Consider the following 24,274-nt stretch of genomic DNA (forward strand, 5'->3'; position numbering starts at 1 on the left):
AATACCATGGTCAACGCCCCTTCAGACAGCACCGGCAAACTGGCATTTGATGCCAATAGCCTGAATCAGCTGAAATTCTCCAGCAAGAATGATTCGCCAGAAGCGATCAAGGCCGTTGCCAAGCAGTTTGAAGCCGTATTCGTCAACATGATGCTGAAAAGCATGCGGGATGCCACGCCCCAGGAGGGCATGTTTGACAACGAACAAAGTCGCACTTTCACTGCCATGCTGGATCAGCAGTTGAGCCAGAACATTGCATCCAAGGGCATAGGCCTGGCCGATGTACTGGCAAGACAGCTGAGCAAAACTGGTGTTACCCCCGGCGCCAACCTCGATCAGGATGATGGTGTAAGCGCGGCTTTGCCCTATAACAATACCCTGCTGCCGCAAAAAGCCGTGCAGATGTACACGGACCCCGACCAGCGCAACGGCAATAGCAACGCATCCAGCGGTAACGGCAATGCGGAAGCCTTCCAAGATATGATGGCGCCGCATGCCAACGAAGCCAGCCGCAGCAGCGGCATTCCCGCCAACTACATGCTCGGCCAGGCCGCCCTGGAAAGTGGCTGGGGCAAGCGCATGATCCGCGGAACAAATGGCGAGAACAGCTATAACCTGTTTGGCATCAAGGCCACGGCCGGCTGGACGGGCAAGACCGTCGACGCCGTCACCACCGAATATGTGAACGGTGTCAAACAGACACGTGTAGAAAAATTCCGGGCCTATGATTCATACGCCGACTCTTTCAAAGACTTTGCCAATCTGATCAGCAACAACCCGCGCTACGGCAATGCCATGTCCAACCTGCATGATGTGAATGCCTATGCGCAAGGCTTGCAAAATGGCGGCTACGCCACCGACCCCGACTATGCCAGCAAGCTGATCAGCGTGATCAGGAAAGTCAGTAGCGCCTGATGCCCGGATTAAAGTTTCAGCCCTTGCTGCCGTCAATAACCTATCAGGAATAGAGAGTTAGACAATGGGAAGCGATATCCTCAATATTGGTAAAAGTGCACTGAGCGCGGCGCAAGTAGCGATTGCCGTGACCGGGAACAATATTGCCAATGCTTCCACCGCCGGTTATAACCGCCAGTACATCACACAAGCTGCTGCCGGTTCGCAGGACATGGGCTTTGGCTATGTAGGCAAAGGCACGGACGTCACCTCGGTACAGCGTGTGTTCAGCGCCCTGCTGGCAAAGCAGGTGAATACCAGTCAGGCCAGCAGCTCCGCCCTCACCGCTTATAGTACCCAGATCGAAACCATCAACAACATGCTGGCGGATTCCTCTGCAGGTCTGTCACCTGCCATGCAGGAGTTCTTTGACAGCGTGCAGGATCTCGCCACGACGCCTGGCGACTCCGCTACCCGCCAGGCACTGATTTCAAACTCCGAAGCGCTGGCCTCGCGCTTCCAGAGCATGAGCAGCCAGCTGGATGAAGTGGAAGCCAGCGTCAACTCGCAAGTGAGCAGCAGCGTGTCGCTGATCAACTCGTATGCCAAACAGATTGCGGCACTGAACGACTCGATTGAACAGGCCACCAACTCTACCGGCAACGCACCCAACGACCTGCTCGACCAGCGCGATTTACTGGTAAGCGAGCTCAGCAAGCAGATCAAAACCACCGTGGTGCAGCAGGGCAACAGCTACAACGTGTTTGTCGGCAATGGCTTGCCCATGGTCGTGGACAAGCAGAGTTACAGCCTGGGGACCACGGCCAATCCGACCAATAATGAGCGCCTGGAAGTCACGTATATCGGCAGTAGCGGCAATGGCACCATCCTGGGTGAAAACAGCCTGTCCGGAGGTACACTGGGTGGTCTGGTCGAATTCCGCAATGAAACACTGGACCCCGCCCGCAATCAGCTGGGCCTGATTGCCGTTTCACTCACACAAACATTCAATGCCCAGCATGCCGCCGGTACCGATCTGGACGGCAATGCAGGCGGCAACTTCTTCACCCCGATCACGCCCACGATCACGGCCAACGCAAACAACACTGGCAACGCTGATTTTTCAGCCAGCTACAGCGATGTCAGCGCCATGACCAGCAGCGACTACAGCATCAGTTATGATGGCACCAACTACACCATCAAGCGCCTGAGCGACAATACCAGCACCAGCGTGACCGGCTTCCCCACGACGGTAGATGGGGTCACCATCAACCTCGATAGCGGCACCATGGCCAGCGGCGACTCTTTCCTGCTGCAACCGACGGCCAAGGCCGCAGGGCAGGTGGAAGTCGCCATCAGCGATGTCGATGCCATTGCCGCAGGGACATCCAGCGAATCTGGCGACAACACCAATGCCTTGTTACTGGCAGCCCTGCAGACCAACAAAACCGTGGGCGGCAGCAAATCCTACGAAGAGGCTTTTGCGCAACTGGTGAGCCAGGTGGGCAACAAGACGAATGAGATTCGGGTCACAAGCGCGGCAGAAACCGCCTTGCTGGAAGATGCCCAGGCACAAATGGAGTCCAACTCGGGGGTTAATCTGGATGAGGAAGCGGCCAACCTGCTCCGCTATCAGCAAGCGTATCAAAGTGCGGCAAAAGTCATGCAGATTGCCAGCGAAATGTTTGACACCCTACTCAGCATCAGTCAGTAAGAGGAACGATATGCGCATCAGCACCAATACGCTCTACCAGACCGGCATCAACAACATCAGCAGCTTGCAGAGCGAGCAATACAAGCTGCAGGAGCAGATCTCCGCCAGCAAGCGCATTCTTACCCCGGCTGATGATCCGGTAGGTGCTGCGCGCGCGCTGGTCGTGAGCCAGGCGCAGAGCGTCAACAGTCAATATGCCGATAACCGTGACCGCGCCGAGTCACACCTCAACTCCATCGAGAGTACCCTGACCAGCGTGACCAACCTGCTCATTTCCAGCAAAACCTCCATCGTGAGCGCAGGTAACGCCGCACTCTCCACGGAAGAAAAGAGCTACATTGCCGAACAGCTGCAAAATGATCTGGATGAGCTTGTGAGTCTGGCGAACAGCAAGGATGGTAATGGCGACTACATGTTTGGGGGCTTCAATACCACCACAGCCCCTTACACCGCAACCAGCACCGGCGCGACCTATAACGGGGATACCGGGCAACTCAAGATTCAGGTAAGCGAAAGCCGCCAGATGCCGGTCACAGAAACCGGGCCGGATGTGTTTCAGGCAGATGGCAATGACATCTTTGCCTCGTACACCAACATCATCAATTTGCTTTCCGATCCCAACACCACGGCAGATGACCTGAATGCCGCCTTGTCGACGGTGGGCGCCAGCATGGAGGATGCCCTTGATACCGTACTGACGGTGCGCGCATCCACTGGCTCCAAACTGAACGAAATTGAATCGCTGAATACCGCGGGCGAATCCCGCGATTTGCAATACACCAGTGAATTATCCGATATCCAGGATCTGGATTATGCCCAGGCCCTGTCCGACCTTTCAAAGAAGCAGACCATTCTTGAAGCCGCCCAGCAATCCTACGTGCAACTGACCAGCCTGACCCTGTTCGATTATCTCTAGAACCATTCATTTCAATTGAACATGCCCCGCATCCGCGCGCGGGATGGGTTCAGAAATACATATTGGCAATATTTTCCTGTATGAGCTGCAGCATGGGTTGCAGCAAGCCGGGCAATACCAGCGCCGTAATAATGAAGCCCATGAAAATGGTCACCGGGAAACCGATACCAAACAGATTCAGCTGAGGGGCCGCTCTGGTCAGTATGCCCAATGCCATATTGGTGATCAGCAAGGCGGCGACCGCTGGCAGCGCCATCATCAGGCCAGCACTGAATATCTTGCCACCCCATCCTGCCATCTTCATGAAGTCCAACCCGCCCTGCCATTCGGTGGATAAAGGAAACGTGGCAAAGCTTTCCACCACGGCAGAGATCATGATGAGATGGCCGTCCAGGCTCAAAAATATCAACGACGCCAGCAATACCAGGAACTGCCCCAGCGCATTGGTCTGCCCCTGCGTCTGCGGGTCATAGAACATGGCAAAACCCAGGCCCATGGTCATGCCGATCACCTGACCAGTCAGCTCAACCGCAGCAAACACGATGCGCATGCTGAAACCGATCGCAAAACCGATCAATGTTTGCTGTATCAGAATCAGTAAGCCCTGCCAGCTGAAAATATCAAGCGGAGGTGGGGGTGGCAGGGTAGGAATGACCACGATGGTGATCAGCAGCGCCAGGCTGATTTTGACTCGGGCAGTCAATGCGCGGTGATTGAGTATGGGCGCCACCGCCATCATGGCAAGTATGCGTGTCATCGGCCATAGCAGTAGCACGACCCACGATTGCAGCGCGGCACTGTTGATGGAGAGCATGCGGGAAAGCCAGCCTAGCCGGCAAACGCTGGTAGGCTGCTGAAGATGGCGCGCATGTAATCAGTCATCACCGAGAGCATCCAGGGGCCAGCGATCACCAGCACGGCAAACACCCCGACCAGCTTGGGTATGAATGACAGGGTCGTCTCATTGATCTGCGTCGCCGCCTGAAAAATGCTCACCAGCAAGCCGATAACCAGTACCACAATCAGCATGGGGGCAGACACCATCAGCGTGACTTCCATCGCTTGCCTGCCCAGGCTCATTACTCCTTCTGGTGTCATTCAGGATGCTCCTCAGTAAAAACTCTGTGCCAGCGAACCCAGCAACAACTGCCAGCCATCCACCAGCACAAACAGCATGAGTTTGAATGGCAAGGCCACGATGGCAGGCGATACCATCATCATCCCCATGGACATCAGCACGCTCGCCACCACCATATCGATGATCAGAAAGGGAATGAAAATGGCAAAACCGATCTGGAAAGCCGTCTTCAGCTCACTGGTGACAAAGGCAGGCACCAGCACGCGCAAAGGCACCTGATCGGGTGTTTGTACTTCCTCACTGCGCGACATACGCATGAACAAGGCAATGTCCGCCTCGCGCGTCTGTTTCAGCATGAACTCCCTGAGCGGAACGGCACCCTTTTCCAGCGCCTCCTGCATGGTAATTTTGTTTTCGGAGAGTGGCTGGTAGGCCTCGGTATAAATGCGGTCCATCACCGGACTCATGACAAAAAAAGTGAGGAAAAGCGCGAGTCCGATCAATACCTGGTTAGGAGGAGAAGATGGCGTACCCAGCGCCTGCCGCAACAAGGAAAGCACAATGATGATGCGGGTAAAACCGGTCATCATCAGCAGCACCGCCGGCAAAAACGACATGGCCGTCAATAGCAGCATGGTCTGCAGGCTGAGGGTGTAATTCTGGCTGCCACCCGGCCCCGGTGCCGCATTGATCAGCGGCAACGCGGCTTCTGCATGCGCCATGGCGGGCAACAGCAGCACCAGCAACAACAGGTACCGCAGGCCCTGCAAGGGAGATAAAGAAGGCTTACTTGGCATTGAATTTCTCTGAAGCACGTTTCAGCCACCCGGCAAAGGGTGGCGCAGGAGTATCGGACGCAGGCTGGCTAAGCAAAGCCTCATCAGGATCAAGATTGGCCAACGCACTCACATGCCCTGGCGCCACGCCCACCACGATCCATCGTCCGGCCACTTCCACCACGACCACCCGCTCGCGGGTACCGACGCTCACGCCGCCCACCACGCGCGCCACGGAATTCTGCTGGCGGCTGCCGGGAGAAAATCGTTTAACCAACCAGGCGAGCACGGCCATGACAGCCAGCACAACCATAAGGCCCAAGGTCATTTTGAAGGCACTGGTCGCAGGCGTAGGTGCGCTATCCGCGGCATATGCCATCGCAGGCAGCAAGCACAACAGGACAGGAAGGACAGCCAGTTTTTTCATGCGCTGCCTATCGGTTGATTTTACGAATACGTTCAGCCGGGGTGATGATATCGGTGAGGCGGATACCAAACTTGTCATTGACCACCACTACTTCGCCTTGGGCAATCAGGCAGCCATTCACCAGGACGTCCATCGGCTCACCGGCCATGCCATCCAGCTCCACCACCGAGCCCTGCGCCAGTTGCAACAGGTTCTTGATGGCGATTTTGGTGCGGCCCAGCTCCACCGTCAGCTGCACGGGGATATCAAGAATAAAGTCGATGTCGTTCTGGGTCTCGCTCATCTTCTTGCCGGTCAGCTCGGTAAACACCGTGGCCTGGGCGCTCTTGGCCTGCAGCGGACTGTCTTCAGCCTGCTGCTGCTCGGCCATGGCGGCACCCCAGTCATCCTCGGCGGCGCCCCCTGCGGCGGCTTGTTCAAATTCGTCGTCCGGGCTATTCGCCATGTTTCTCTCCTTTTACGTACTCTGAGGCGTTGGCACGCAGCAACTTCTCTACCCGTAGCGAATATTGCCCGTTAAACACCCCGTATTTGCATTCCATGACCGGCACGTTATCGACATGCGCCTCTATTGTTTCTGCAATATTGAGCGGAATGACATCGCCCACTTTCATGTTCAATACATCCCCCAACTGCATGTTGGTTTTGGCCAGGTTGGCCACGACTTCAACCTCGGCGGCCTGTATCTGCTGTGTCATCAGGCGTACCCAACGCTTGTCCACGCCCAGCACTTCGCCTTGCAGGCTGGAGGTCAGGAGATCGCGCACGGGCTCGATCATCGAGTACGGAAAGCAGAAATGAATTTCGCCGCCTGCCGGGCCCAGCTCAATGCTGAAGGTAGTCGCCACGATCACTTCATTGGGGGTGGCGATATTGGCAAACTGGGTATTCATTTCCGAGCGAAGGTATTCAAACTTGACCTGGTATACCGGCTCCCAGGATTTTTCGTAGTTTTCGATCACGATCGCCAGCACGCGCTGAATGATGCGCTGCTCGGTCTGGGTGAAGTCGCGCCCCTCAATGCGGGTATGAAAACGACCATCGCCGCCAAACATGTTGTCGACAATCGAAAATACCAGCGAGGGATCAAACACCATGAGCCCGGTGCCGCGCAATGGGTTCATGTGCACCAGATTAAGATTGGTGGGCACCACCAGATTACGCACAAACTCGCTGTATTTGGAGATGCGAACAGGCCCCACCGATACCTCAACGCTACGGCGCATGAAATTGAACAGACCGATGCGCAGCAGGCGGGCAAAACGCTCGTTAATGATCTCAAGCGTAGGCATGCGCCCACGGACGATACGTTCCTGGGTCGCGAGGTTGTATTCACGCACGCCATGGGGATCGTGCTCGACCGGGGTATCGTCCTGGTCGAGGCCCACACCCTTCAGCAGGGCATCGACTTCATCCTGAGATAAAAAACTGTCCGCCATGGCTGTTTATTGCACCACAAATGAAGTGAAAAATACGCCGCTGACCTCGAGCGGCTTCTCGCCAGCCGAGAATGGCAGTTTGACCTGGGCCACAATCTCGTCACTCAGCGCTTTCTTGCCTTCGATACTGGTGACCTCAGAGGGCTTCTTGCTGGAAAGCAGCATCAGCAGGCGATTACGGATTTCCGGCATATGCAGCTTCACGATTTCCGCTTGCTCGGGGTCCGCCACTTTCAGGGTCAGATCTACCTGCAGGAACTGCGAGTCAGGATCGGGTTGCAGATTGACGGTGAATGTCTCCAGGCTGACAAAAACGGGCGGTTTGGGAGCTTCCTCGTGTTTTTCTTCCACCTTGTGTTCTTCCTTGGCCGGCTTGTGCAGGAAGAACCATGCAGCCGCACCACCGCCACCGCCCAGCACCAGCAGGACAATCACAATAATCATGATCAGCTTTTTCTTGGAGCCCGCTGCAGGTGCTTCTTCTGCGGGTGCTGCCGCTTTTGGATCTTTTGCCATCTAATGCTTCCCTTGGTGACTAGCGTCTATCTGGACGCTTCTATTATGAAAAAAACAAGGATACCAAGATGCGCTGAAAAGAGGGAGAAAAATAGCCCAAATCGGGCAGAGACAAGGAACTGGAGCGCATGGAGCGGGTGTCTGGGCTGGCGGAAAGGCGATTCAGCATACAAGCAGACAGCCAGGGGATGGCATGAGTGCCATCCCCCGGGCCGCGTTTACCAAAAGAGGCAGTTAGACAAAGGTGTCGACCATCCCATTACCGCTGCGTACGACGGTCTGTTGCACCGGAGCGGCTGAGGTATCGCCCTCGTCATTACCGGCTGTACCCGATCCGCTGCGGCCATTGGCCTGGGCCAGCTGCTGCTGGGATTGCGTATGCTCGCCGACATTGCTCTGCCCAAGCTGGATGCCGGAGGCATTCAGCATGTCGCGCAGGTTGGACATGCCGTCCTGCAGCGCCTGGCGAACTTCCTGGTTGTTGGACATGAAGGTGGCATCGGCAATGTCATTATGGACATGAATCACCACTTGCAAGGGACCCATGTCGGGCGGATTCAGGGTCAGGGTGGCAGATTGCTCACCACCGGCTACCATCCAGGCCACTTTCTGACCGATGGCCTGATCCCACCCTGCGCGACCAGGGTAAGCCGTAATCGTGTTGGCACTGCCGACCACCTCGCTGGTCTGCACGGACGTCAGGGTAGTGGCAGCGGCCACCGCCTGCACCTGAGGATTGATGACCGCTGTACTTTCAGTGTTTGCCGCTTGATCAGCCAGTTTTGCTGTCTCGCCAGCACTGTTAAATCCTGGCAGCATTTTTTCCAGCCAGGCGCTCATTTCGGCCTGATCATTTCCCGCGTCCGCCAACTGGCTGGTATCGGCGCTATCGCTGCGACTTTGGGCCAGCATATTGCCCAGCTCCTGATCCAACCGTCCACGCGGACGGCTGTCCGTTGTTTCCACCTGCGACTGCTGCTGTGCCGCTGCCGCATTATCAGTGGTCAAAGCCGGCTTTTCCGCAGGCGTCACCGGCACATTGGCTGGAATGGCAAGGGCAGCAACAGCAGGGTCCGTGGTCAATACCGGTGCGGCATCGGTCGCCACTGTGGTTTCTTCCGATTTGTCAGTTTTGCCCTTGAGGTCTTTTTCCTGCTTGGCGAGCAAGGCCAGATCCTTGAACTGGTCGCCCAGTTCTGACGCCACGGCAGCCGTGCTGGCAGCATCGTCATCCCTGGCATCGGTTGCCTTGGTGTCGGCGGCCTTTTGTTCAGCCTCTGGAGACTTCACATTCGATGCAGGGGGCTTGCCCTGCTGGCCATCCGTCTTTTGCTGGCGCTGCTGCACCTGGCTGGACAACACTTTCTGAAAGCTATTGCTTGCCGCCGCATTATCCGTTGTCGTGGGCCTGGATGCATTGCTGACACCCATGGCACTGCTAGTGGTGTTACTGGAGAAGACCGGTAGCGTGGTTGTCGTTTGCATGATTCACTCTTTCGCAATGTGGGGAGTTAACCACGGCCAGGCTGACGACTGCTGCGCATGGCATGCTCGTCCATCAGTTTCTGATCGCGCTTTTGCTCCTGCTGGTGCGCTTTTTTCTCCGAGCGCTCTGCCAGTACCTCATAAGATAATTTCTTTTTCTGGCATTCCTGCCAGACGGCACGCTGGGCGGCGACGCGATTGCGCGCCAGCTCCACGGATTCCTGCTGTCCCCCTACCGCCTGGTCAAGCTTGCGGATGAAGGATTGAAAATTTTGATAGGACTGGGCATCGATGCCAGTTTCGAGATCACGCGCCAGCTTGGCCATGTAATCGTTGCGGTATTCGGTCAGCATGTTCAGCTTGACCTGCGCATCTTCGAGCAGCTTGTTGAGTGCCACCAGCTTTTCAGCTGCCTGATCGGCCTCTTTGCCAGCCAGCTCGGTCAATGTCACCAGAACCAGTGATTGTGCCGCCATATCTGCCCCCTACTTGTTGATTCAGCCTGCAACGACAGCCGCAAGCCCTGCAATACTGTGTTCCACATCGGAGCGCTCTGCAATATCCTGCTGCAAAAACGCTTCGATCCTGGTGTGCTTGGCAATCGCCTCGTCCAGTACCGGGTCGCTGCCAGCTTCGTATGCTCCTACATTAATCAAATCCGCACTACGTGTATACCGCGAATTGAGCTGCTTTAACCTTCTTGATAGCTTTTGATGTTCAGGCAAGGTTATGTTATGCATAGCGCGGCTGATGGATTGCTCGATGTCAATCGCGGGATAATGGCCGCTTTCTGCCAGGCTGCGGCTCAGCACAATATGCCCATCCAGAATGGCGCGCGCAGCATCCGCAATCGGGTCCTGCTGGTCATCGCCTTCGGTCAGCACGGTATAAAACGCCGTGATGGAACCTTCGCCTGGCCGCCCATTGCCCGCACGCTCTACCAGCGCAGGCAGCTTGGCAAATACCGACGGCGGATAGCCCTTGGTAGCAGGCGGCTCGCCGATCGCCAGCGCAATCTCGCGCTGGGCCATGGCATAACGTGTCAGCGAATCCATGATCAACAGGACATTCTTGCCCTGGTTGCGGAAAAACTCGGCAATCGCCGTGGCATAGCTGGCGCCCTGCAAGCGCATCAACGCCGGCACATCGGCCGGAGCGGCGACTACCACCGAGCGGGCCAGCCCATCCGCACCCAGAATCTGTTCAATAAACTCTTTCACTTCGCGGCCGCGCTCGCCAATCAGGCCCACCACAATGACATCGGCCGTGGTGTAACGCGCCATCATGCCCAAGAGCACGCTCTTGCCCACACCAGAACCGGCAAACAGGCCCATGCGCTGGCCACGACCTACGGTCAGCATGCTATTGATGGCGCGTACGCCCACATCCAGCACATCGGTAATCGGGGCGCGCATCAATGGATTAAGCGGACGGGTGTTCAAAGGCACGCTGTTCTGGGTGAGCAACGGACCCAGATCATCCAGCGGACGGCCAGCGCCATCAACCACGCGTCCCAGCAAACCATCGCCCACGGGCAAGTGGCGGGCGCGATCCGAGGTACGGCGGCGTGGCGGATTGGAATGGCTGGGCTTGGGCAAGGCATCGGACACATCCATGGCAAACACCTTGGCGCCGGGAACGATGCCCTCCACCCCGCTTTGCGGCATGAGCAAGAGCTTGTCACCGTCAAAACCCACCACTTCGGCTTCCACACGACGACCTTCGGCCAGCGGCACGACACAGGCACTGCCGATCGGCAGCTTGATACCCACGGCCTCCATCACCAGCCCGGTGAGTTTGGTAATACGGCCCGCCACTTCCAGCGGCTCGACAATCTCCAGTATCTCGCCGCAATCGCGCAGATAGCGATGCCAGCGTTGAACGTGAGGATTGGCGGCGGTCATTATTTCAGCCAGTCATTCTGTTGCGAAAGCGCATCGGCAATGCGCTTCCAGCGCACTTCGTTGGTGGCGTCGATCTGGTTGGCGGCGGTTTCGACGATGCAGCCGCCACGCTCGACATTGCGGTCTTCCTGGATCATCCAGTGATGCTCGGCAATATCATCCACCAGATAGTTTTTCAGGGTTTTGACATCCTCGGGATGCACCAGAATACGGGCAGGACGCTGCACATAGGGCAAATAGTGGATGGCATCTTTCACCACGCTCAGCACCGCAGCCGGATCGACTTCGATCTTGGTCTTCAGCATGGCCTTGGCAAGATCCAGCGCCAGTGACAGCAATTGCTCGCCCACGACCTCATCCGAGGCCGACATGGCTTCGGTCAGCGAATTAAGCAGAACCTGCAGTTGCTCACGCTCGGCCTGCGCCTGCTCCATGGCTTGCGCCATGCCGGCAGCATAGCCTTCTTCCAGCCCTTTGGCGTAACCTTCCTGACGCAGCTTGTCTATCATCTGCGCCAGTTTGGCGCTGTCGGCTTCTTTTTCCTGGGGCGACTTCGCTACCGCCTTCGGCTTGGGTTTATCCTCGGCGAACGAGGAAAGCTCCCAGCGCTGATATGCGGTCTGTTTTTCCTTGGGGATGGTGGCGTTAGACATAAGCCTCGTCGCCCTTACCGCCTAGGATAATCTGGCCTTCGTCGGCCAGGCGGCGAATGATCTGCAGGATCTGCTTCTGCTGGGCCTCGACTTCGGAAAGCTTGACCGGCCCCTTGGTTTCGAGGTCTTCGCGCATCATCTCGGCCGCACGGCTGGACATGTTCTTGAATATCTTGTCGCGCAGCTCCTGAGTCGCACCCTTGAGTGCCACAATGAGCGTCTCGGACTGCACTTCGCGCAGCATGACCTGGATGCCCTTGTCGTCGATATCAATGACGTTATCAAAGACAAACATCTCATCCATGATCTTCTGTGCCATGTCTTCGTCGTAGCTCTTCAGGCCTTCCATGACGCTGGCTTCGTTGTCGCCGCCCAGGTAGTTCATGATCTCGGCTGCCGCCTTGATACCACCCATCTGCTGCTTCTTCAGGCTTTCGTTGCCGGTCAGGAGCTTGGTCATCACTTCATTGAGTTCGCGCAACGCGACGGGCTTGACGCCATCCAGCGTGGCAATGCGCAGCATGACATCCTGCCGCAGACGATCGGTAAAATTGCTCAGGACTTCAGCGGATTGGTCGGGCTCAAGATGGACCAGGATAGTCGCGATGATCTGGGGATGTTCGTTCTTGATGAATTCTGCCACGGTCTGCGCATCCATCCACTTCAGGCTTTCGATGCCGCTGGCATCGCGCGTTTGCAGAATGCGGTTCAAGAGGCCGGCCGCTTTATCATCGCCCAGCGCCTTGGTCAGCACCGAGCGGATATACTCGTCGGAATCCAGGCCAATGGAGGTTTTCTGGTCGGCGATATCCAGAAACTCGGTGACCACAGCTTCAATCTGCTCATGCTCGACCGATTTCATGCCGGCCATGGCCGACCCCAGCTTCTGCACCTCTTTCGGGCTCAGAAACTTCATTACTTCCGCCGCCTCATCCTCCCCCAATGCGAGCATGAGGATTGCGCTTTTCATCACGCCATCGTCACTCATTCTTTACTCACCCAATTCGTTACCAAACTTGCGACCAGTTTAGGGTTTTCCTTGGCCAGCTGTTTGGCAGCTTCCAGATTTTGTTCGTAGCCCTTGGCGGCAAGCTTTCTCGGCACACCCACCATATTTTCACCCTCCGCTCCCTCAGCGGCGCCACTCAGCGTCACCACGGCAGCGTCATCGTCACCGGGCGCAGGCAAGGCTTCTTTTTCATCCGACTTTACCAGCTTTTGCATCATCGGTTTCATCAGTTTACGATAAAGCAGGAAGATTACCAGCAGGCCTGCGGCCATCTTCAGCCACTCTTTGGCCATCTCGATGTTTTCTGGCTGCTTCCACAATGGCAGATCAGGGATCGCTTCGATCTGTTCACCGGCAAACGAGCTGTTGACCACGGTCAGCGAATCGCCACGTTCCTGGTTGAACCCCATGGCCTGCTTGGCAAGATCGCTGATCTCGGTTTTCTCGGCATCGGTCAACGGACGGTTGGTCACCTTGCCATTCTTGTCCACCACCTGCTTGTGATTCACCACCACGGCCACGGTCAGGCGCTTGACGCCGCCCATGGGTTGCTGCACATAGCGGATGGTCTTATCCAGCTCGTAATTGGTGGTGACGTTCTTTTGCGTGTTGACGGGCACGGCAGGCGTGGCATTGGCTGCATTGGCATTATTGGCCGCATTGGCAGGCGCACCAGCCCCGGGGGCACCGGCATTGGCAGGAACAGCGGTATTCAGCGGAGCCGTGGCAGGAGCCGGTGGCTGGTTGGACAGCGCACCAGGCACACCGCCAGCGCCCGCAGGCGATGTGCTTTGCGATTCATTGGATTGCTGGCTGCGTACCGACATGGCATCTGGTGCCTGATTGGGACGATAGGTTTCGGCAGCTTGCTCCTGGGTAGAGAAATCCACCTCGGCACTGGCTTCGGCATGCACGTTCTTGGCGCCGACCATAGGCGCGATGATGGACTCAACGCGGCGCACGATATTCTGTTGCAGCTCGTCCACATACTTGAGTTGAGTAGGGTCCAGATTATTGCGACCAGCTTTTTTATCGGTATCGGATAACAGATTGCCGTTCTGATCGACCACGGTCACATTGGCGATAGGCAGCTCGGGGACGCTGCTGGCGACAAGGTGCACGATGGCACTGACCTGCTGCTGATCCAGCATGCGGCCTGGGCGCAGATTGAGCAATACGCTGGCGGTAGGCTTTAACTGATCACGCACAAAGACCGAAGGCTTGGGGATGGCCAGGTGAATACGGGCCACCTCCACGGCGGAGATGGTCTGGATGCTGCGCTCCAGCTCGCCTTCGAGGCCGCGCTGGAAGTTGACCTGCTCGACAAACTGGGAAACACCGAATTTCTGGTTTTCCAGCAGCTCAAAGCCGATATTGCCGCCCTTGGGCAAGCCTTGGGCTGCCAGCTTCAGCCGCACCTGATGCACTTGCGAAGCAGGCACCAGGATGGCGGTACCGCTGTCGGAAAATTTGTAGGGGATGTTCATCTGCTCAAGGGAAGCGACAATGGCGCCGCCATCCTTGTCAGCATAGTTGGAAAACAGCACACGGTATTCGGGTTGCTGGCTCCACAGCCAGAACACCACCATGACCGCCACCACGGCGGCCACGCCCAGTGCCAGCAAAACCTTGTTGGTCAATACAGCCGTGTTCTGCCCAAATATGCCACTGGGGGCAGCTTCTACAACGGCGTCAGGTGCTGCAGCCATATCCATCTCCAATTCAAAACGCGCTCAAGTGTCTGTGGGGAAATCTTCACCGCACCCCCTTGAGCAGGGATTACCGATTGCAGGTCATTATCATCGCATCCGCCATTTTCAAATGCGGGAATAGAGCGAATTTCACTGGTTTATTTGGGGGCTGACTGGATGAGGGGAATGATACATTAGCTTCGTAGCATTCCCTATGCAGCGAGGACAAGATGGCCATTAACGGAATTAACGGGATAGATTCCAGCAGGATAGAATCCATGCTGGCGCAGATCAGGGCGGCGACGCAGAAGCCGACCGCGTCCCCTGTGGCGGAGACCACGACAGCCTCCAGCACGCAAACCACGCCCAAAGTCGACTTTGCCGAAACACTGAAGGCCAGCCTGAATCAGGTAAACCAGTCCCAACTGGAAGCTGAACGCCTCGGCAAGAATTTCGCCATGGGCGATGATTCGGTCAGCCTGTCCGATGTGATGATCGCCGGGCAGAAGGCCAACATCTCGTTCCAGGCCACCTTGCAGGTACGCAACAAACTGGTGTCCGCCTATCAGGACATCATGAACATGCAGGTATAAGCCAGCTTAAGGATAACGATCTCAGGGGTGGTATTGCGGTGGCTCCGCATCCGCATCCTGCTCCAGCCGATATAGCCAGGCCAGAATTTCCGCAATCGCCATATAAAGAGTGGGCGGAATATGATCATCCAGATCAATCTGCATCAGCAAGGACACCAGCTCCTTGGATTCATGCACAAACACATCATGCTCACGCGCCCGCGCAATAATCTGCTCCGCCACCAGCCCGCGGCCCTTGGCCACCACGCGCGGCGCAAAATCCCCGGTTTCGTAGGCCAGTGCAATCGCCTGCTGGGTAAGACGCGCTTCGGCCGGTTTATTCGCCATCACGCACCACCACCAGAGCATCTATGGTTTGCCCGCTTTGTTCCAGTGCCTCGAACAGCTGATGCCGGCGCGCGTGCATGGTTTGCAGCGTATCCATCTGCTGCGCCTGCAACTGTATGCTCATATGCCCATTCACTACACGCAGGCGGGCCCTGACGCGGCCCAGCTGCGGCAGATCCAGCGTCAGCTCACTCGTCACTTCAGGTTCGTAATCCATCTGCGCAGTCGCATGATCGGTTGCCGTGTCATTCTGGTTGCCGCGCTGTTCCAGCGGCACCGATGGCGGCTGGTATAGCAAAGGCTGATTGAGTGACGGATTGGGCAACATGGATTGCTGTAGCGGCGATGGCTGGTTGAATGCCTGCGCTTGTGCGGCGGCTGCCTGTGACGCCTGGGTCTGCGGTGATTGCTGCTGCACCTCTACCGTCCAGTTCATCTGCTGGCCGGGCCACACCTCCCCGCGCCAGTTCACCCGGCTGTTTTCCAGTACGGAAAGCTGCTGCGGCAACAGCATGGTACCGGCATTGGAGTTGGGCTGGTTCTGTGGTTCCTTGAGAATGGCGGCTAATGGGCGATCACCCTCGGCGAACGCTTTGAGGTGGGACTCGTAAAACAAGCCGGTAAGGGTGAGCGCCTGCTTGAGATCTTGCGCCATTTGCTGGGGCGCCTGTGGTGACTGGCTGACAACGCCGGTGGCTTCAAAGCGGGTAGGCACGCCCTGCTTCTGGGCTTCCTGCAATTTGCTGTCGATGAGACGGGCAGCGGAGCTGAGGGCAATGTCAGGCTCGACATCGGCCGTGACTTGCGACATGAGCTGAAAGGTGGGGGTCGGGCTTTCATCCAGAAAGCGCAGGGTGAGATTCTGGCCTACCCTGGCCTGGGATCCGAGGTCCATCTTCAGCAGCTTGCCATCCACCTCCACATTGAAGTGACGGGGATCGGCGCGGGACATCACCTGGGCAAGATAGTCCTGCCCCTTGATGAATTGATTGAAACGAAAATCGACATCCTGAACAGTATCGGCAACCCTGACAGTAGGCAGCGCCTGGGTGACCCGGCTAACCGGCGCAACCCCTGGAGTATCCGATAGCTTGATCAGCATGGCAGTTCATTACTGCCGATAACTGCTACCGAGTCGACGCTCGTTGCTGTTGCTGCTGATCATGGCAGACAGCTTGACCATCCAGGGGTCCACCAGATTGCGGATTTCGCGGTCATCCGCCAGGATCTTCTTGATGCTGGCGATCTTGCGCTGCAAGGACGGTCCACTCAAATGCTCTTCGGTGCAGGATTTCAGTTGCTGCACAAAATCCGCGCAACGCTGCTCCAGCTGTGCCAGGCGCTCCCAGTCATGCTCGCGCGCTGCCAGCAGCATTTCGCCAGTGACATCGGCCACAGACTCGTAGATTTGAACTTCCATGGATTCGCTCATCATCATGCCTTTGCGTAATTCTGTACGCGCTGAATAGTGGATAAATCGGGGGCAACTGACTGACTAGCCTGGGTGCCTATCGCTTCCCATGCAGATTTCAGGTCATTCAGCAGTGCAATCACTTCCTGAAGTTTGCTGCTGTCGTTTTTAAGATTCGCGAGGTAAAGCCGATCACTCATGTAGCCATACAAGGCATCCAGACGCACGGCAATTTCGCCACCTGCCGTTTTGTCCAGGCTCAAGCGCAAACCACTTTCAATAATCATGATGGCTTTTGAAATCATGGCGCCTTTTTTGGCAATTTCCTTGTTCTGCATATGCAACGCAGCAGAATGGCAGGCTGCGATCGCACCCTCGTAGAGCATCACAATCAGCTTGTGTGGACTGGCAGCCACTACGCCCGTTTCCACACCCACTCTTGTATATTCATTCACACCACGATTCGATCCAAACATAATGAATACCTTTAACTAGTGATTAAGCCAGCCTTAGCTGCTGGAATTGAGTGAAGCCAATTGCTGTGTCAGATAGGTACTGGTGGTATTGAGCGAACTCATGAGGGTATCCAGCGCTGTGTACTGGGCACGATAGCGCGCCTCAATCGATAGCAATCTGGCCTCAAGATCATCCTGCCGGTCTTCCAGTCGATCAATCGAGTCATTGATACTGTCGGTTTTCGACTCCAGAATCCCGTCAGTATCGAGCATGCTATCCATCAGCGTGTTGAGCTGATAAGCATAGCCAGTCGAGAATGTCAGCGTGCCGCGCGAACCAAGGGCACCGCCCGTAATTTTCAGCACCAGCCCTTCCGCATCATTGCCATCTGCGGCTTTGAGGTTACGGCCTACGCCTACTGCAGCCACGCCATTGATCGTGCCTGCAACATCAACACCATCGGTAGAGGTCGGACTGGAACCCAAAAGGTCGCTTGCGGCATTGCCGCCCGTGACGCTGACGGAGGTGCCACTGCCATAGTTGGCATTGATGATCTTGAGTGCGCCACCTTCCACGGTGACCGTAGCGTTTGAGCCAGCGCTGAGAATGCGGGTCTGCACCTCCGCCGCCAGGTCTTCAACACTGGCATAGGTCCCGGCGGTAATATCCAGGGTATAGGCTGAGCCTCCAATCGAGAGATTCAGCGTGTCGTTCACACCATCGGTAATGGTCAGATTAGGGGCGCTACTGCCCACCAGGCTACCCTGCGTCGCCAGCTGGGTTACCGTCACGGCATAGCTGCCGGCCTTGGTTGTCTCACTGTTACGCACGAACTCCACCTGCGTATCACTGCTGGTGCCGGTTGCAGCAAACAGCGAAGCAATATCGCTGAAGTTGTTTTCAATGGCGTCATCCAGTTTGTCTGTATCCAGCGCCAGCGTACCGTCGCGCTGAAAACCGACCCCAATCTGCGAAAGCGAGGTAAGAGTGCCGTTATTGCTGATGGTCTGAGTGACCATACTTTTTAATTGCATGGAGATGGAACGCGTCGTGGCATCCCCCAGCAGTTCGCCCTTGGTTTCGGTCTCGGCATCGTACTTGGTCAGCGACGTAATCTTGCTGTTCAGCGTATTGTAGGCATCCACAAAGGCCTGAACCGAGCTGGTGATGGTGTCACTGTCGCGCTCAACATTGAGGTTAATAGTATCGCCATCACTCACTTTCAGCAGATTCAGGGTGACGCCTTCCAGCGCATCACTGATCGTATTGGTGGCCTTGCTGATGCTGATGCCATCGATGGTCAGGAGCGCATTCTTGGCGGCCTGCAACTCTGTCATGTTCTTGCCCGAGCCACTGGTCGAGGTCGGGTCATACGCCAGTTGCGACAAGCCACTGGCATCACTGCTGGTGCCATCATCATCGGTGACGGATATTTTCAGGCTGCTGGCCTCGCCCGTGGTTTTGGACGTGATGACCAGACGATTGGTAGTACCGTCATTCACAATCGAGGCGGTCACATCAATACCTGCGGCATTGATGGCATCGCGTACACCTGACAATGTATTGTTGGTGGAATCAATGGTGATCGTGGCGCCCGTCTTGCCGGTATTCGCCGTAAAGGTATTGCCTGTGGAGCTGTATGTACCAAAAGAGATGCTCAAGGTACCTGTACCCACGGTGTCGGAGGTCGAGGAAAACCCACTGGCAGACAGCTTTTGCGCCTGGGCAAGCTGCGTCACGTTGATCGAATAGTCGCCAGCCGTGGCCTTGCCGGTTGCCGTCGCAGTAAAAATGCTGGTATCGCTGGAGGTGGCAGTTTGCGCGCTGAACTTGGTTGCACTGACCAGGCTGCTGAGGCTGCTCTGGAAGGATGACAGCGCGCTTTTAAGGGTTCCGTAAGCAGACAGTTTTGTCTGATAGGAGGAAATCTGGGTAGTGACCGATGTCAGCGGTCCTTTTTCAGCATTGACCAGCGCAGTAACAATAGACTCAACGTCAAGACCGGACCCGATGCCTGCAGATGAAATTGTTGTCATGTTGTTACCTCACATTGCTTGATTACACTTGTTTATCCACATGCGGCTGGATCATGCCGTTTGCTTGACCATCAGGCCCTGCAACTTATCCAGCGCCTTGGAGATAGCCAACGCTTCTTCACTGGGAAATTGCTTCACTACTTCATGAGTTTCTTTATCGACCACCTTCACTACAACGCGTTCAGTATCACGATCAACGGAAAACTCGAGGTTGTTAGCCACGGCCGAAATAAAATCGTTAATTGAATCTACCGCCGTATCCAGTTCAGATGCACTGGGCTCAGCAGCTTTGGCAGTACTCACCTCGCTCGTCTTGCTGACGTTAGCCGCAGAGGTAGCCTGGCTACTCTTGGTGCCGTCTGAGACTTTGAGCGCAGAACTGACTGCACTGTATGCCTGTATGCTTAATGTAGACATCATTAAACCCCTTTGTGCAAAGGCCGCAGGAGTCAGAAACCCCTGCGGCGGATCACATTATTACTGCTTCGATTAACCTTGCAGCAGAGTCAACACGCTTTGTGGCAGCGAGTTGGCTTGAGCCAGCATCGCAGTACCAGCCTGTTGCAGAATCTGCGTCTTGGTCAGGTTAGCGGTTTCAGAAGCGTAGTCAGCATCCATGATGCGGGACTTCGAAGCCGAGATGTTTTCAACCGACACTTGCAAGCTGCTGATCACCGAGTTAAAGCGGTTTTGTACAGCACCGAAGGTAGCGCGGTTGGTATTGACTGCGTCCAGCGCATCGTCAATCGCATCAATCGCAGCACTTGCATTGGTAGCATCTGCACCGTCAATCGTGATGGTGCCGCCTGCTGCAGTCGCCACATCACCCGTGCTCAGGTCAATCGCGGACACGGTGATGGTGTCATTCGTTGTAGTGCCCGAACCCACCTGGAATGTCAGGCTGGAGGTGTTGGACAGAATGTTTACACCGTTGAACTCGGTACCGCTGGTCAGACGTGTGATTTCAGATTGCAGCTCTTCAAATTCAGCCTGCAGGTTGTCACGGTCATCAGAACCGTTGGTTGCATTGGCAGACTGAACAGCCAGTTCACGCATACGTTGCAGTGCGGTGGTGATTTCACCCAGTGCACCTTCACCGGTTTGAGCCAGCGAGATAGCATCGTTAGCGTTACGAATCGCAACAGTTTGACCCTTAACTTGCGCATCCATACGAGTTGCAATCGCCAGACCGGCGGCGTCATCCTTGGCGCTGTTAACACGCAGACCGGAAGACAAACGTTGGATCGAAGTATTCAAACTGGATTGCGAAGTGCTCAGGTTACGTTGAGCGTTCAGCGAGGCGAGGTTGGTGTTAATTACAGCAGCCATGGTAATTCTCCTTTGTCAATTAATTCAAACACTTGGTTTGCATTTCAGCATTGCGTTGATCGCGCTGCTGTTAAATTGTTTATCGGTTACTTTTAGCGAAAATTTAGCGGGGTTGGCTATTTAAATTTTCAAGCGTTCCGAATCAAGCAATCTTGTGTTTGATGACGGCCGTAATTAACAAATCTTTAAACCTTTCTCGTATTTTTTTATTTAGAACTATAAAAATCAATTACTTAATATTATGCACGCTGCGCCGAAACCCGGCTGGTCAACTGCTTTGCAGCCTTGTTTAATTTACTTTGATCCCATGGCTCATTGACAATTTTCTGAAAATTGCGCACCTCGTGCAGCACCTGATCGTCAGTCTGGATCACTTCAGTAAGACTATCCAGTGTCAGATTGAGCAAGCGAATAAACGCTTTCTGCTTGCCGTACTCATCTTCGGTCACCATGCTGATGCGATAACTGAGCTCGTTAACCTCGCGCATGACTTTTTGCATGGCCCGGTAAGATTGCGTCGTCTTCACCTGCTCCGCCAGATGGCGTGACTTCATCGCCAGCTCGGATTCATTCTGCAGCAATGCAGGCAAAGTATGTGCCAGCATTTTGGCCAGCTGGTCCTGCCAGGGGCGGCCATCGTCGCCCTGGTCACCAAATGCCGCAAAGCGGGAACGCTGCGACTGAATGGCGACCGACGCCTTCACCAACTTGAATATCCCGTCCAGCAAGGCATCCCAGTCTTCATTCTCAATCGCATAGGCCAACTTCATGCCCGCTTCATTGGAGTTTTTCGCCAGCTGACGGGCTACTTTCTGAAAACGCTGCTCCAGCATGCTGGGGGCAGCAGGATTCGCAGCGCCCTCTTGTGGGGCAAGCGTCGGTGCTGCGGCCTGTTGTCCAGTCAACTCCAGATACAAGGCCTGGTAGGCTTCAGGCGTAGGCGCAATATCCCGCGCCTCCAGGCGCGCCAGTATTTCCTGACCGAGCAAGGCGGGTTTCTGCTGGTAGATATGGAGATTAGGGTCTGCCATGGCTGCATATCCATTGCCACGCGGGCAAAGGCTCCGTCTATAGTTTGATTCCGCCATGCTAATCAAACAGACGACAATGCAAACAGCCTAACAGGGAGGTAAAAACAGCTTAAATCGGCAATACCCACGGCTGAGCTTTGCCAGACAAGGGCCAGGCCACAAGGTATTGAATTACCCCTGCCCGTCTTAACTCAGTAACCGCGCTAATCAACGAGATTGTTTTTTATCGCGTAATGCGTAAGTTCGGCATTGTGCTTCAGCTGCATTTTTTCCAGGAGCCGGGTGCGGTACATGCTCACGGTTTTGACGGATAGCGACAGCCGCAAGGCAATTTCCCCCACGGTCAGGCCGGAGGCAATCAGCGTCAGGGTCTGAAACTCACGGTCAGACAGGGATTCATGCAAGGGCTTCTCGGTATCCATCACCTGGTTGGCCAAGGCATCGGCGACTTCCGGGGTGATGAATTTTTTGCCCTTGGCGATCACGCGGATCGCATTCACCAACTCGGAAGACGCGCCCTGCTTGCCCAGATAGCCCGCCGCACCAGCCTTGAGCGAGCGGATCGCGTATTGATCCTCGCGATGCATGGAGAGCATGAGGATGGCGATCTTGGTATTTTCTTTCTTGATGTAGCGCAGGGCGTCGATGCCGCTACGATCCGGCAGCGAAATATCCAGCAACAAGACATCGGCATCGAGTTTGCATGCATAGTGAATCGCCTCGCTGGCATTTTGTGCCTCGGCGATGACTTCGATGTCTTCGGTTTCCGACAATATCTGTTTCAGCCCTTCGCGGAGAATGGCGTGATCATCGGCAATGATGACCTTTATTTTCTTATCTGCAGGCATATGAATGCTTGTCCCCGTATTACCTTCGTTATATCGCAATCTTACTTGAGACTGCGTGGAATTTTAACCTGCACCGCTGTACCCCCACGTACACGTTTTTCGACTTCAAGACTGCCATCCAGCGCAGCCACCCGTTCCCGCATGCCACGCAGACCAAAGGAGTTGGATTTATGTTGATCCTGCATGCGGATGCCCTGACCGTCATCGACGATACGCAGCATGATATCGCGGTCTTCCACCACAAGCTCGACTTCCACTTGCCTGGCCTTGGCGTGCTTGGCGATATTCGACATCGCTTCCTGGCAGATACGAAACAAGGTGATGGCCTCATCTGCACTCACGGTCAGCTCGGTCTGCGAGCTGTAAAACCGGCACGGCAAGGAAAACTGCTTCTCAAACTGCCCGCATTGCCACTCCAGCGCCGCCACAATGCCCAGCTCCAGCACATCTGGCCGCAAGTCACTGGCGATGCGATGCACGATATCAAAGGTGCGATCAACAATGCTTTCCAGATTGAGTGCCTTCTCCACCAGCTTGGGCTCATTCGGATTGATACGCTTGATAATGGAGGTGAGGCCGATCTTGATCGCCGTCAGGTTACCGCCGAGATCATCGTGTATCTCGCGTGCAATGCGCCGACGCTCCTGCTCCTTTACCTGTGTGAGGTGGGCAGACAGCTCGGCCATGCGCTGGCGTGAGCGTTCAATTTCGAGTTTTTCGTTCTTGCTCTGCGTGATGTTGGTAATGATGCCGCCCCACTGCACCTCGCCATTATGCAGTTTGATCGGGCTGCCACGCAGGTTGATCCATTTGGTATCCTGCCAGGCCTTGATCCAGATGCGGCCCTCCCAGTTCAGCACTTTCATTTCACTGGCCGAGGTCAGCAAGGCTTCACGGAACGATGGCCGGTCTTCCTCAGCCATCAACCGGTAAAACTGCGATGGCGTCTTGGTCAGCTCGGCCTCGGTAATGCCCAGCACGGCATAACAGGCCTCGCTCAGATAGATAAAGCCCAGCCGACCCGGCCCCAGCAATCTAAACTGGAATACCAGGCCCGGCGTATTGGCGACAATCGCCTGAAAGCGGGATTCGCTGTCATCCAGCGCCTGCATGGCGGAGCGGCTGACGCTGTTTTTCATGACCAGCATCCAGGATCGCCCTTCGGCCTCAAAAAAGCTCACTTTCGTGCTGTCGCCTGCACGCCGCCCTTTTTCGCCATCGGCCTTGGGTAATAACAGCGTCGTCAACGGCGCGCCGGATGGTTGTTTCACACATTGGGCCTGCCACTGCACAAGCTCGGTCTCGGGCATGCCGAGCACCGCGTGCAATGGCATCGCATGCAATTGCGTCAGCGTGCATTGATGACTGACCAGCGCCTGACTACTGACGCAGGCCAGTTGCATGTTGTTGGCATCCACCAGATAAGCTTCATCCGACATGCCTGACATCAGTGCAGAAAAAAATGGATTGGCTATCGTTGCCTCTAGCAAGACATCACCTGTTGTTCATGGATAAGTTTTTATGGAGATCAAGCCGCTTGCAGGCAGTCAGCACAAGGCGTGCAAGCGATTTTAAGATAATCGCATCCACATAATTTCACAAGCGTTAATTGCGGGGAGGATCAGACCGGCCGATAACCGGCAAAAAAAAACCAGACCTGGAGAGCAAGTCTGGTTGAATTTCTATGGAGTATGCCTGAACATTGTGCGACACGCGAACCGTCATTCCTGACATTTCAATT

The 24,274-nt window shown here is 55.6% G+C and carries 27 protein-coding genes; 4 read left to right on the plus strand and 23 right to left on the minus strand.

From position 1 onward, the window contains the following. Positions 1 to 6: 6 nt before the first annotated feature. From flgJ to flgL, 3 genes are all read left to right on the plus strand, one after another. A complete protein-coding gene (gene flgJ, locus LG203_RS09740) occupies positions 7 to 915 on the plus strand; it encodes a flagellar assembly peptidoglycan hydrolase FlgJ (RefSeq protein WP_230345591.1) in 909 nt (302 codons plus the stop codon). A gap of 64 nt (positions 916 to 979) precedes the next feature. After that, entirely contained in the window at positions 980 to 2,608 is a 1,629-nt protein-coding gene (gene flgK, locus LG203_RS09745) for a flagellar hook-associated protein FlgK (protein ID WP_230345592.1), read from the plus strand. A 10-nt stretch (positions 2,609 to 2,618) separates the two neighbouring features. After that, positions 2,619 to 3,524: a flagellar hook-associated protein FlgL gene (gene flgL / locus LG203_RS09750; protein WP_230345593.1), complete on the plus strand. Its 906-nt coding sequence runs from the start codon at positions 2,619 to 2,621 to the stop codon at positions 3,522 to 3,524. Positions 3,525 to 3,573: 49 nt separating this feature from the next. Here the strand turns inward: flgL and fliR are convergent, their stop codons facing one another. From fliR to fliF, 13 genes are all read right to left on the minus strand, one after another. Next, positions 3,574 to 4,338 carry a flagellar biosynthetic protein FliR gene (fliR, locus tag LG203_RS09755; RefSeq protein WP_230345594.1) on the minus strand — a complete coding sequence of 255 codons (765 nt, stop codon included), beginning with the start codon at positions 4,336 to 4,338 and terminating at the stop codon, positions 3,574 to 3,576. 14 nt (positions 4,339 to 4,352) lie between these two features. Further along, positions 4,353 to 4,622 (minus strand): flagellar biosynthesis protein FliQ, encoded by a 270-nt coding sequence (gene fliQ, locus LG203_RS09760; RefSeq protein ID WP_230345595.1) that lies wholly within the window; start codon positions 4,620 to 4,622, stop codon positions 4,353 to 4,355. A 12-nt stretch (positions 4,623 to 4,634) separates the two neighbouring features. Next, on the minus strand, positions 4,635 to 5,399 hold the full coding sequence (gene fliP / locus LG203_RS09765) for a flagellar type III secretion system pore protein FliP (RefSeq protein ID WP_328486886.1): 765 nt from the start codon (positions 5,397 to 5,399) through the stop codon (positions 4,635 to 4,637). Further along, positions 5,389 to 5,805 (minus strand): flagellar biosynthetic protein FliO, encoded by a 417-nt coding sequence (fliO, locus tag LG203_RS09770; RefSeq protein ID WP_230345596.1) that lies wholly within the window; start codon positions 5,803 to 5,805, stop codon positions 5,389 to 5,391. Before fliO ends, fliP begins: the two co-directional genes overlap by 11 nt. A 7-nt stretch (positions 5,806 to 5,812) precedes the next feature. After that, positions 5,813 to 6,250 (minus strand): flagellar motor switch protein FliN, encoded by a 438-nt coding sequence (gene fliN / locus LG203_RS09775; protein ID WP_230345597.1) that lies wholly within the window; start codon positions 6,248 to 6,250, stop codon positions 5,813 to 5,815. Next, positions 6,240 to 7,244: a flagellar motor switch protein FliM gene (gene fliM / locus LG203_RS09780; protein WP_230345598.1), complete on the minus strand. Its 1,005-nt coding sequence runs from the start codon at positions 7,242 to 7,244 to the stop codon at positions 6,240 to 6,242. Before fliM ends, fliN begins: the two co-directional genes overlap by 11 nt. Positions 7,245 to 7,250: 6 nt before the next feature. Further along, the gene (gene fliL, locus LG203_RS09785) at positions 7,251 to 7,760 is read right to left on the minus strand and encodes a flagellar basal body-associated protein FliL (RefSeq protein ID WP_230345599.1); all 510 of its coding nucleotides are present in this window, start codon (positions 7,758 to 7,760) and stop codon (positions 7,251 to 7,253) included. Positions 7,761 to 7,994: 234 nt separating this feature from the next. Next, a complete protein-coding gene (locus LG203_RS09790; RefSeq protein ID WP_230345600.1) occupies positions 7,995 to 9,245 on the minus strand; it encodes a flagellar hook-length control protein FliK in 1,251 nt (416 codons plus the stop codon). A gap of 26 nt (positions 9,246 to 9,271) precedes the next feature. Next, positions 9,272 to 9,721 (minus strand): flagellar export protein FliJ, encoded by a 450-nt coding sequence (gene fliJ / locus LG203_RS09795; protein WP_230345601.1) that lies wholly within the window; start codon positions 9,719 to 9,721, stop codon positions 9,272 to 9,274. Between the two features lie 21 nt (positions 9,722 to 9,742). Beyond that, the gene (gene fliI / locus LG203_RS09800; RefSeq protein ID WP_230345602.1) at positions 9,743 to 11,149 is read right to left on the minus strand and encodes a flagellar protein export ATPase FliI; all 1,407 of its coding nucleotides are present in this window, start codon (positions 11,147 to 11,149) and stop codon (positions 9,743 to 9,745) included. Next, positions 11,149 to 11,802, minus strand: coding sequence for a flagellar assembly protein FliH (locus tag LG203_RS09805; protein WP_230345603.1), 654 nt, complete (start codon positions 11,800 to 11,802; stop codon positions 11,149 to 11,151). Before LG203_RS09805 ends, fliI begins: the two co-directional genes overlap by 1 nt. Beyond that, positions 11,795 to 12,790 (minus strand): flagellar motor switch protein FliG, encoded by a 996-nt coding sequence (gene fliG / locus LG203_RS09810; RefSeq protein ID WP_230345604.1) that lies wholly within the window; start codon positions 12,788 to 12,790, stop codon positions 11,795 to 11,797. Before fliG ends, LG203_RS09805 begins: the two co-directional genes overlap by 8 nt. Next, complete coding sequence (gene fliF / locus LG203_RS09815; protein WP_230345605.1) at positions 12,787 to 14,520, minus strand: flagellar basal-body MS-ring/collar protein FliF; 1,734 nt, start codon at positions 14,518 to 14,520, stop codon at positions 12,787 to 12,789. The genes fliG and fliF overlap by 4 nt, the downstream gene beginning before the upstream one ends. 260 nt (positions 14,521 to 14,780) lie before the next feature. On the opposite strand from fliF, the gene fliE reads away from it, so the two are divergent. Next, positions 14,781 to 15,095 (plus strand): flagellar hook-basal body complex protein FliE, encoded by a 315-nt coding sequence (gene fliE, locus LG203_RS09820; protein WP_230345606.1) that lies wholly within the window; start codon positions 14,781 to 14,783, stop codon positions 15,093 to 15,095. A gap of 21 nt (positions 15,096 to 15,116) precedes the next feature. On the opposite strand, the gene LG203_RS09825 is transcribed toward fliE, so the two are convergent. The 10 genes from LG203_RS09825 to LG203_RS09870 all read right to left on the minus strand — a co-directional run bounded on the left by LG203_RS09825 (position 15,117) and on the right by LG203_RS09870 (position 23,972). Continuing rightward, positions 15,117 to 15,422 (minus strand): EscU/YscU/HrcU family type III secretion system export apparatus switch protein, encoded by a 306-nt coding sequence (locus tag LG203_RS09825; protein ID WP_230345607.1) that lies wholly within the window; start codon positions 15,420 to 15,422, stop codon positions 15,117 to 15,119. Beyond that, positions 15,412 to 16,524 (minus strand): flagellar hook-length control protein FliK, encoded by a 1,113-nt coding sequence (gene fliK, locus LG203_RS09830; RefSeq protein ID WP_230345608.1) that lies wholly within the window; start codon positions 16,522 to 16,524, stop codon positions 15,412 to 15,414. The genes LG203_RS09825 and fliK overlap by 11 nt, the downstream gene beginning before the upstream one ends. A gap of 9 nt (positions 16,525 to 16,533) precedes the next feature. After that, positions 16,534 to 16,842 carry a flagellar protein FliT gene (locus LG203_RS09835; RefSeq protein ID WP_230345609.1) on the minus strand — a complete coding sequence of 103 codons (309 nt, stop codon included), beginning with the start codon at positions 16,840 to 16,842 and terminating at the stop codon, positions 16,534 to 16,536. Positions 16,843 to 16,856: 14 nt separating this feature from the next. Further along, positions 16,857 to 17,309: a flagellar export chaperone FliS gene (fliS, locus tag LG203_RS09840; RefSeq protein ID WP_230345610.1), complete on the minus strand. Its 453-nt coding sequence runs from the start codon at positions 17,307 to 17,309 to the stop codon at positions 16,857 to 16,859. A 33-nt stretch (positions 17,310 to 17,342) separates the two neighbouring features. Further along, positions 17,343 to 19,325, minus strand: a complete 1,983-nt coding sequence (gene fliD, locus LG203_RS09845; protein WP_230345611.1) for a flagellar filament capping protein FliD — start codon at positions 19,323 to 19,325, stop codon at positions 17,343 to 17,345. Between the two features lie 51 nt (positions 19,326 to 19,376). After that, a complete protein-coding gene (locus LG203_RS09850) occupies positions 19,377 to 19,745 on the minus strand; it encodes a flagellar protein FlaG (RefSeq protein ID WP_230345612.1) in 369 nt (122 codons plus the stop codon). Positions 19,746 to 19,814: 69 nt separating this feature from the next. After that, complete coding sequence (locus LG203_RS09855; protein ID WP_230345613.1) at positions 19,815 to 20,654, minus strand: flagellin domain-containing protein; 840 nt, start codon at positions 20,652 to 20,654, stop codon at positions 19,815 to 19,817. A gap of 239 nt (positions 20,655 to 20,893) precedes the next feature. After that, positions 20,894 to 21,685 carry a hypothetical protein gene (locus tag LG203_RS09860; protein WP_230345614.1) on the minus strand — a complete coding sequence of 264 codons (792 nt, stop codon included), beginning with the start codon at positions 21,683 to 21,685 and terminating at the stop codon, positions 20,894 to 20,896. 203 nt (positions 21,686 to 21,888) lie between these two features. Next, positions 21,889 to 22,533 (minus strand): response regulator, encoded by a 645-nt coding sequence (locus LG203_RS09865; protein WP_230345615.1) that lies wholly within the window; start codon positions 22,531 to 22,533, stop codon positions 21,889 to 21,891. A gap of 41 nt (positions 22,534 to 22,574) precedes the next feature. Continuing rightward, positions 22,575 to 23,972, minus strand: a complete 1,398-nt coding sequence (locus LG203_RS09870) for a sensor histidine kinase (RefSeq protein ID WP_230345616.1) — start codon at positions 23,970 to 23,972, stop codon at positions 22,575 to 22,577. Between the last annotated feature and the right edge of the window lie 302 nt (positions 23,973 to 24,274).

Origin of the sequence: Methylovorus mays, assembly GCF_020531915.1 — a bacterium.
GTDB lineage: Bacteria > Pseudomonadota > Gammaproteobacteria > Burkholderiales > Methylophilaceae > Methylovorus > Methylovorus mays.

Excerpts from the sequence above, each read along its gene's own strand:
- flgJ (WP_230345591.1), top strand. The coding sequence starts at position 7 with ATGGTCAACGCCCCTTCAGACAGCACCGGCAAACTGGCATTTGATGCC.
- flgK (WP_230345592.1), top strand. The coding sequence starts at position 980 with ATGGGAAGCGATATCCTCAATATTGGTAAAAGTGCACTGAGCGCGGCG.
- flgL (WP_230345593.1), top strand. The coding sequence starts at position 2,619 with ATGCGCATCAGCACCAATACGCTCTACCAGACCGGCATCAACAACATC.
- fliR (WP_230345594.1), bottom strand. The coding sequence starts at position 4,338 with ATGCTCTCCATCAACAGTGCCGCGCTGCAATCGTGGGTCGTGCTACTG.
- fliQ (WP_230345595.1), bottom strand. The coding sequence starts at position 4,622 with ATGACACCAGAAGGAGTAATGAGCCTGGGCAGGCAAGCGATGGAAGTC.
- fliP (WP_328486886.1), bottom strand. The coding sequence starts at position 5,399 with ATGCCAAGTAAGCCTTCTTTATCTCCCTTGCAGGGCCTGCGGTACCTG.
- fliO (WP_230345596.1), bottom strand. The coding sequence starts at position 5,805 with ATGAAAAAACTGGCTGTCCTTCCTGTCCTGTTGTGCTTGCTGCCTGCG.
- fliN (WP_230345597.1), bottom strand. The coding sequence starts at position 6,250 with ATGGCGAATAGCCCGGACGACGAATTTGAACAAGCCGCCGCAGGGGGC.
- fliM (WP_230345598.1), bottom strand. The coding sequence starts at position 7,244 with ATGGCGGACAGTTTTTTATCTCAGGATGAAGTCGATGCCCTGCTGAAG.
- fliL (WP_230345599.1), bottom strand. The coding sequence starts at position 7,760 with ATGGCAAAAGATCCAAAAGCGGCAGCACCCGCAGAAGAAGCACCTGCA.
- LG203_RS09790 (WP_230345600.1), bottom strand. The coding sequence starts at position 9,245 with ATGCAAACGACAACCACGCTACCGGTCTTCTCCAGTAACACCACTAGC.
- fliJ (WP_230345601.1), bottom strand. The coding sequence starts at position 9,721 with ATGGCGGCACAATCACTGGTTCTGGTGACATTGACCGAGCTGGCTGGC.
- fliI (WP_230345602.1), bottom strand. The coding sequence starts at position 11,149 with ATGACCGCCGCCAATCCTCACGTTCAACGCTGGCATCGCTATCTGCGC.
- LG203_RS09805 (WP_230345603.1), bottom strand. The coding sequence starts at position 11,802 with ATGTCTAACGCCACCATCCCCAAGGAAAAACAGACCGCATATCAGCGC.
- fliG (WP_230345604.1), bottom strand. The coding sequence starts at position 12,790 with ATGAGTGACGATGGCGTGATGAAAAGCGCAATCCTCATGCTCGCATTG.
- fliF (WP_230345605.1), bottom strand. The coding sequence starts at position 14,520 with ATGGCTGCAGCACCTGACGCCGTTGTAGAAGCTGCCCCCAGTGGCATA.
- fliE (WP_230345606.1), top strand. The coding sequence starts at position 14,781 with ATGCTGGCGCAGATCAGGGCGGCGACGCAGAAGCCGACCGCGTCCCCT.
- LG203_RS09825 (WP_230345607.1), bottom strand. The coding sequence starts at position 15,422 with ATGGCGAATAAACCGGCCGAAGCGCGTCTTACCCAGCAGGCGATTGCA.
- fliK (WP_230345608.1), bottom strand. The coding sequence starts at position 16,524 with ATGCTGATCAAGCTATCGGATACTCCAGGGGTTGCGCCGGTTAGCCGG.
- LG203_RS09835 (WP_230345609.1), bottom strand. The coding sequence starts at position 16,842 with ATGGAAGTTCAAATCTACGAGTCTGTGGCCGATGTCACTGGCGAAATG.
- fliS (WP_230345610.1), bottom strand. The coding sequence starts at position 17,309 with ATGTTTGGATCGAATCGTGGTGTGAATGAATATACAAGAGTGGGTGTG.
- fliD (WP_230345611.1), bottom strand. The coding sequence starts at position 19,325 with ATGACAACAATTTCATCTGCAGGCATCGGGTCCGGTCTTGACGTTGAG.
- LG203_RS09850 (WP_230345612.1), bottom strand. The coding sequence starts at position 19,745 with ATGATGTCTACATTAAGCATACAGGCATACAGTGCAGTCAGTTCTGCG.
- LG203_RS09855 (WP_230345613.1), bottom strand. The coding sequence starts at position 20,654 with ATGGCTGCTGTAATTAACACCAACCTCGCCTCGCTGAACGCTCAACGT.
- LG203_RS09860 (WP_230345614.1), bottom strand. The coding sequence starts at position 21,685 with ATGGCAGACCCTAATCTCCATATCTACCAGCAGAAACCCGCCTTGCTC.
- LG203_RS09865 (WP_230345615.1), bottom strand. The coding sequence starts at position 22,533 with ATGCCTGCAGATAAGAAAATAAAGGTCATCATTGCCGATGATCACGCC.
- LG203_RS09870 (WP_230345616.1), bottom strand. The coding sequence starts at position 23,972 with ATGTCGGATGAAGCTTATCTGGTGGATGCCAACAACATGCAACTGGCC.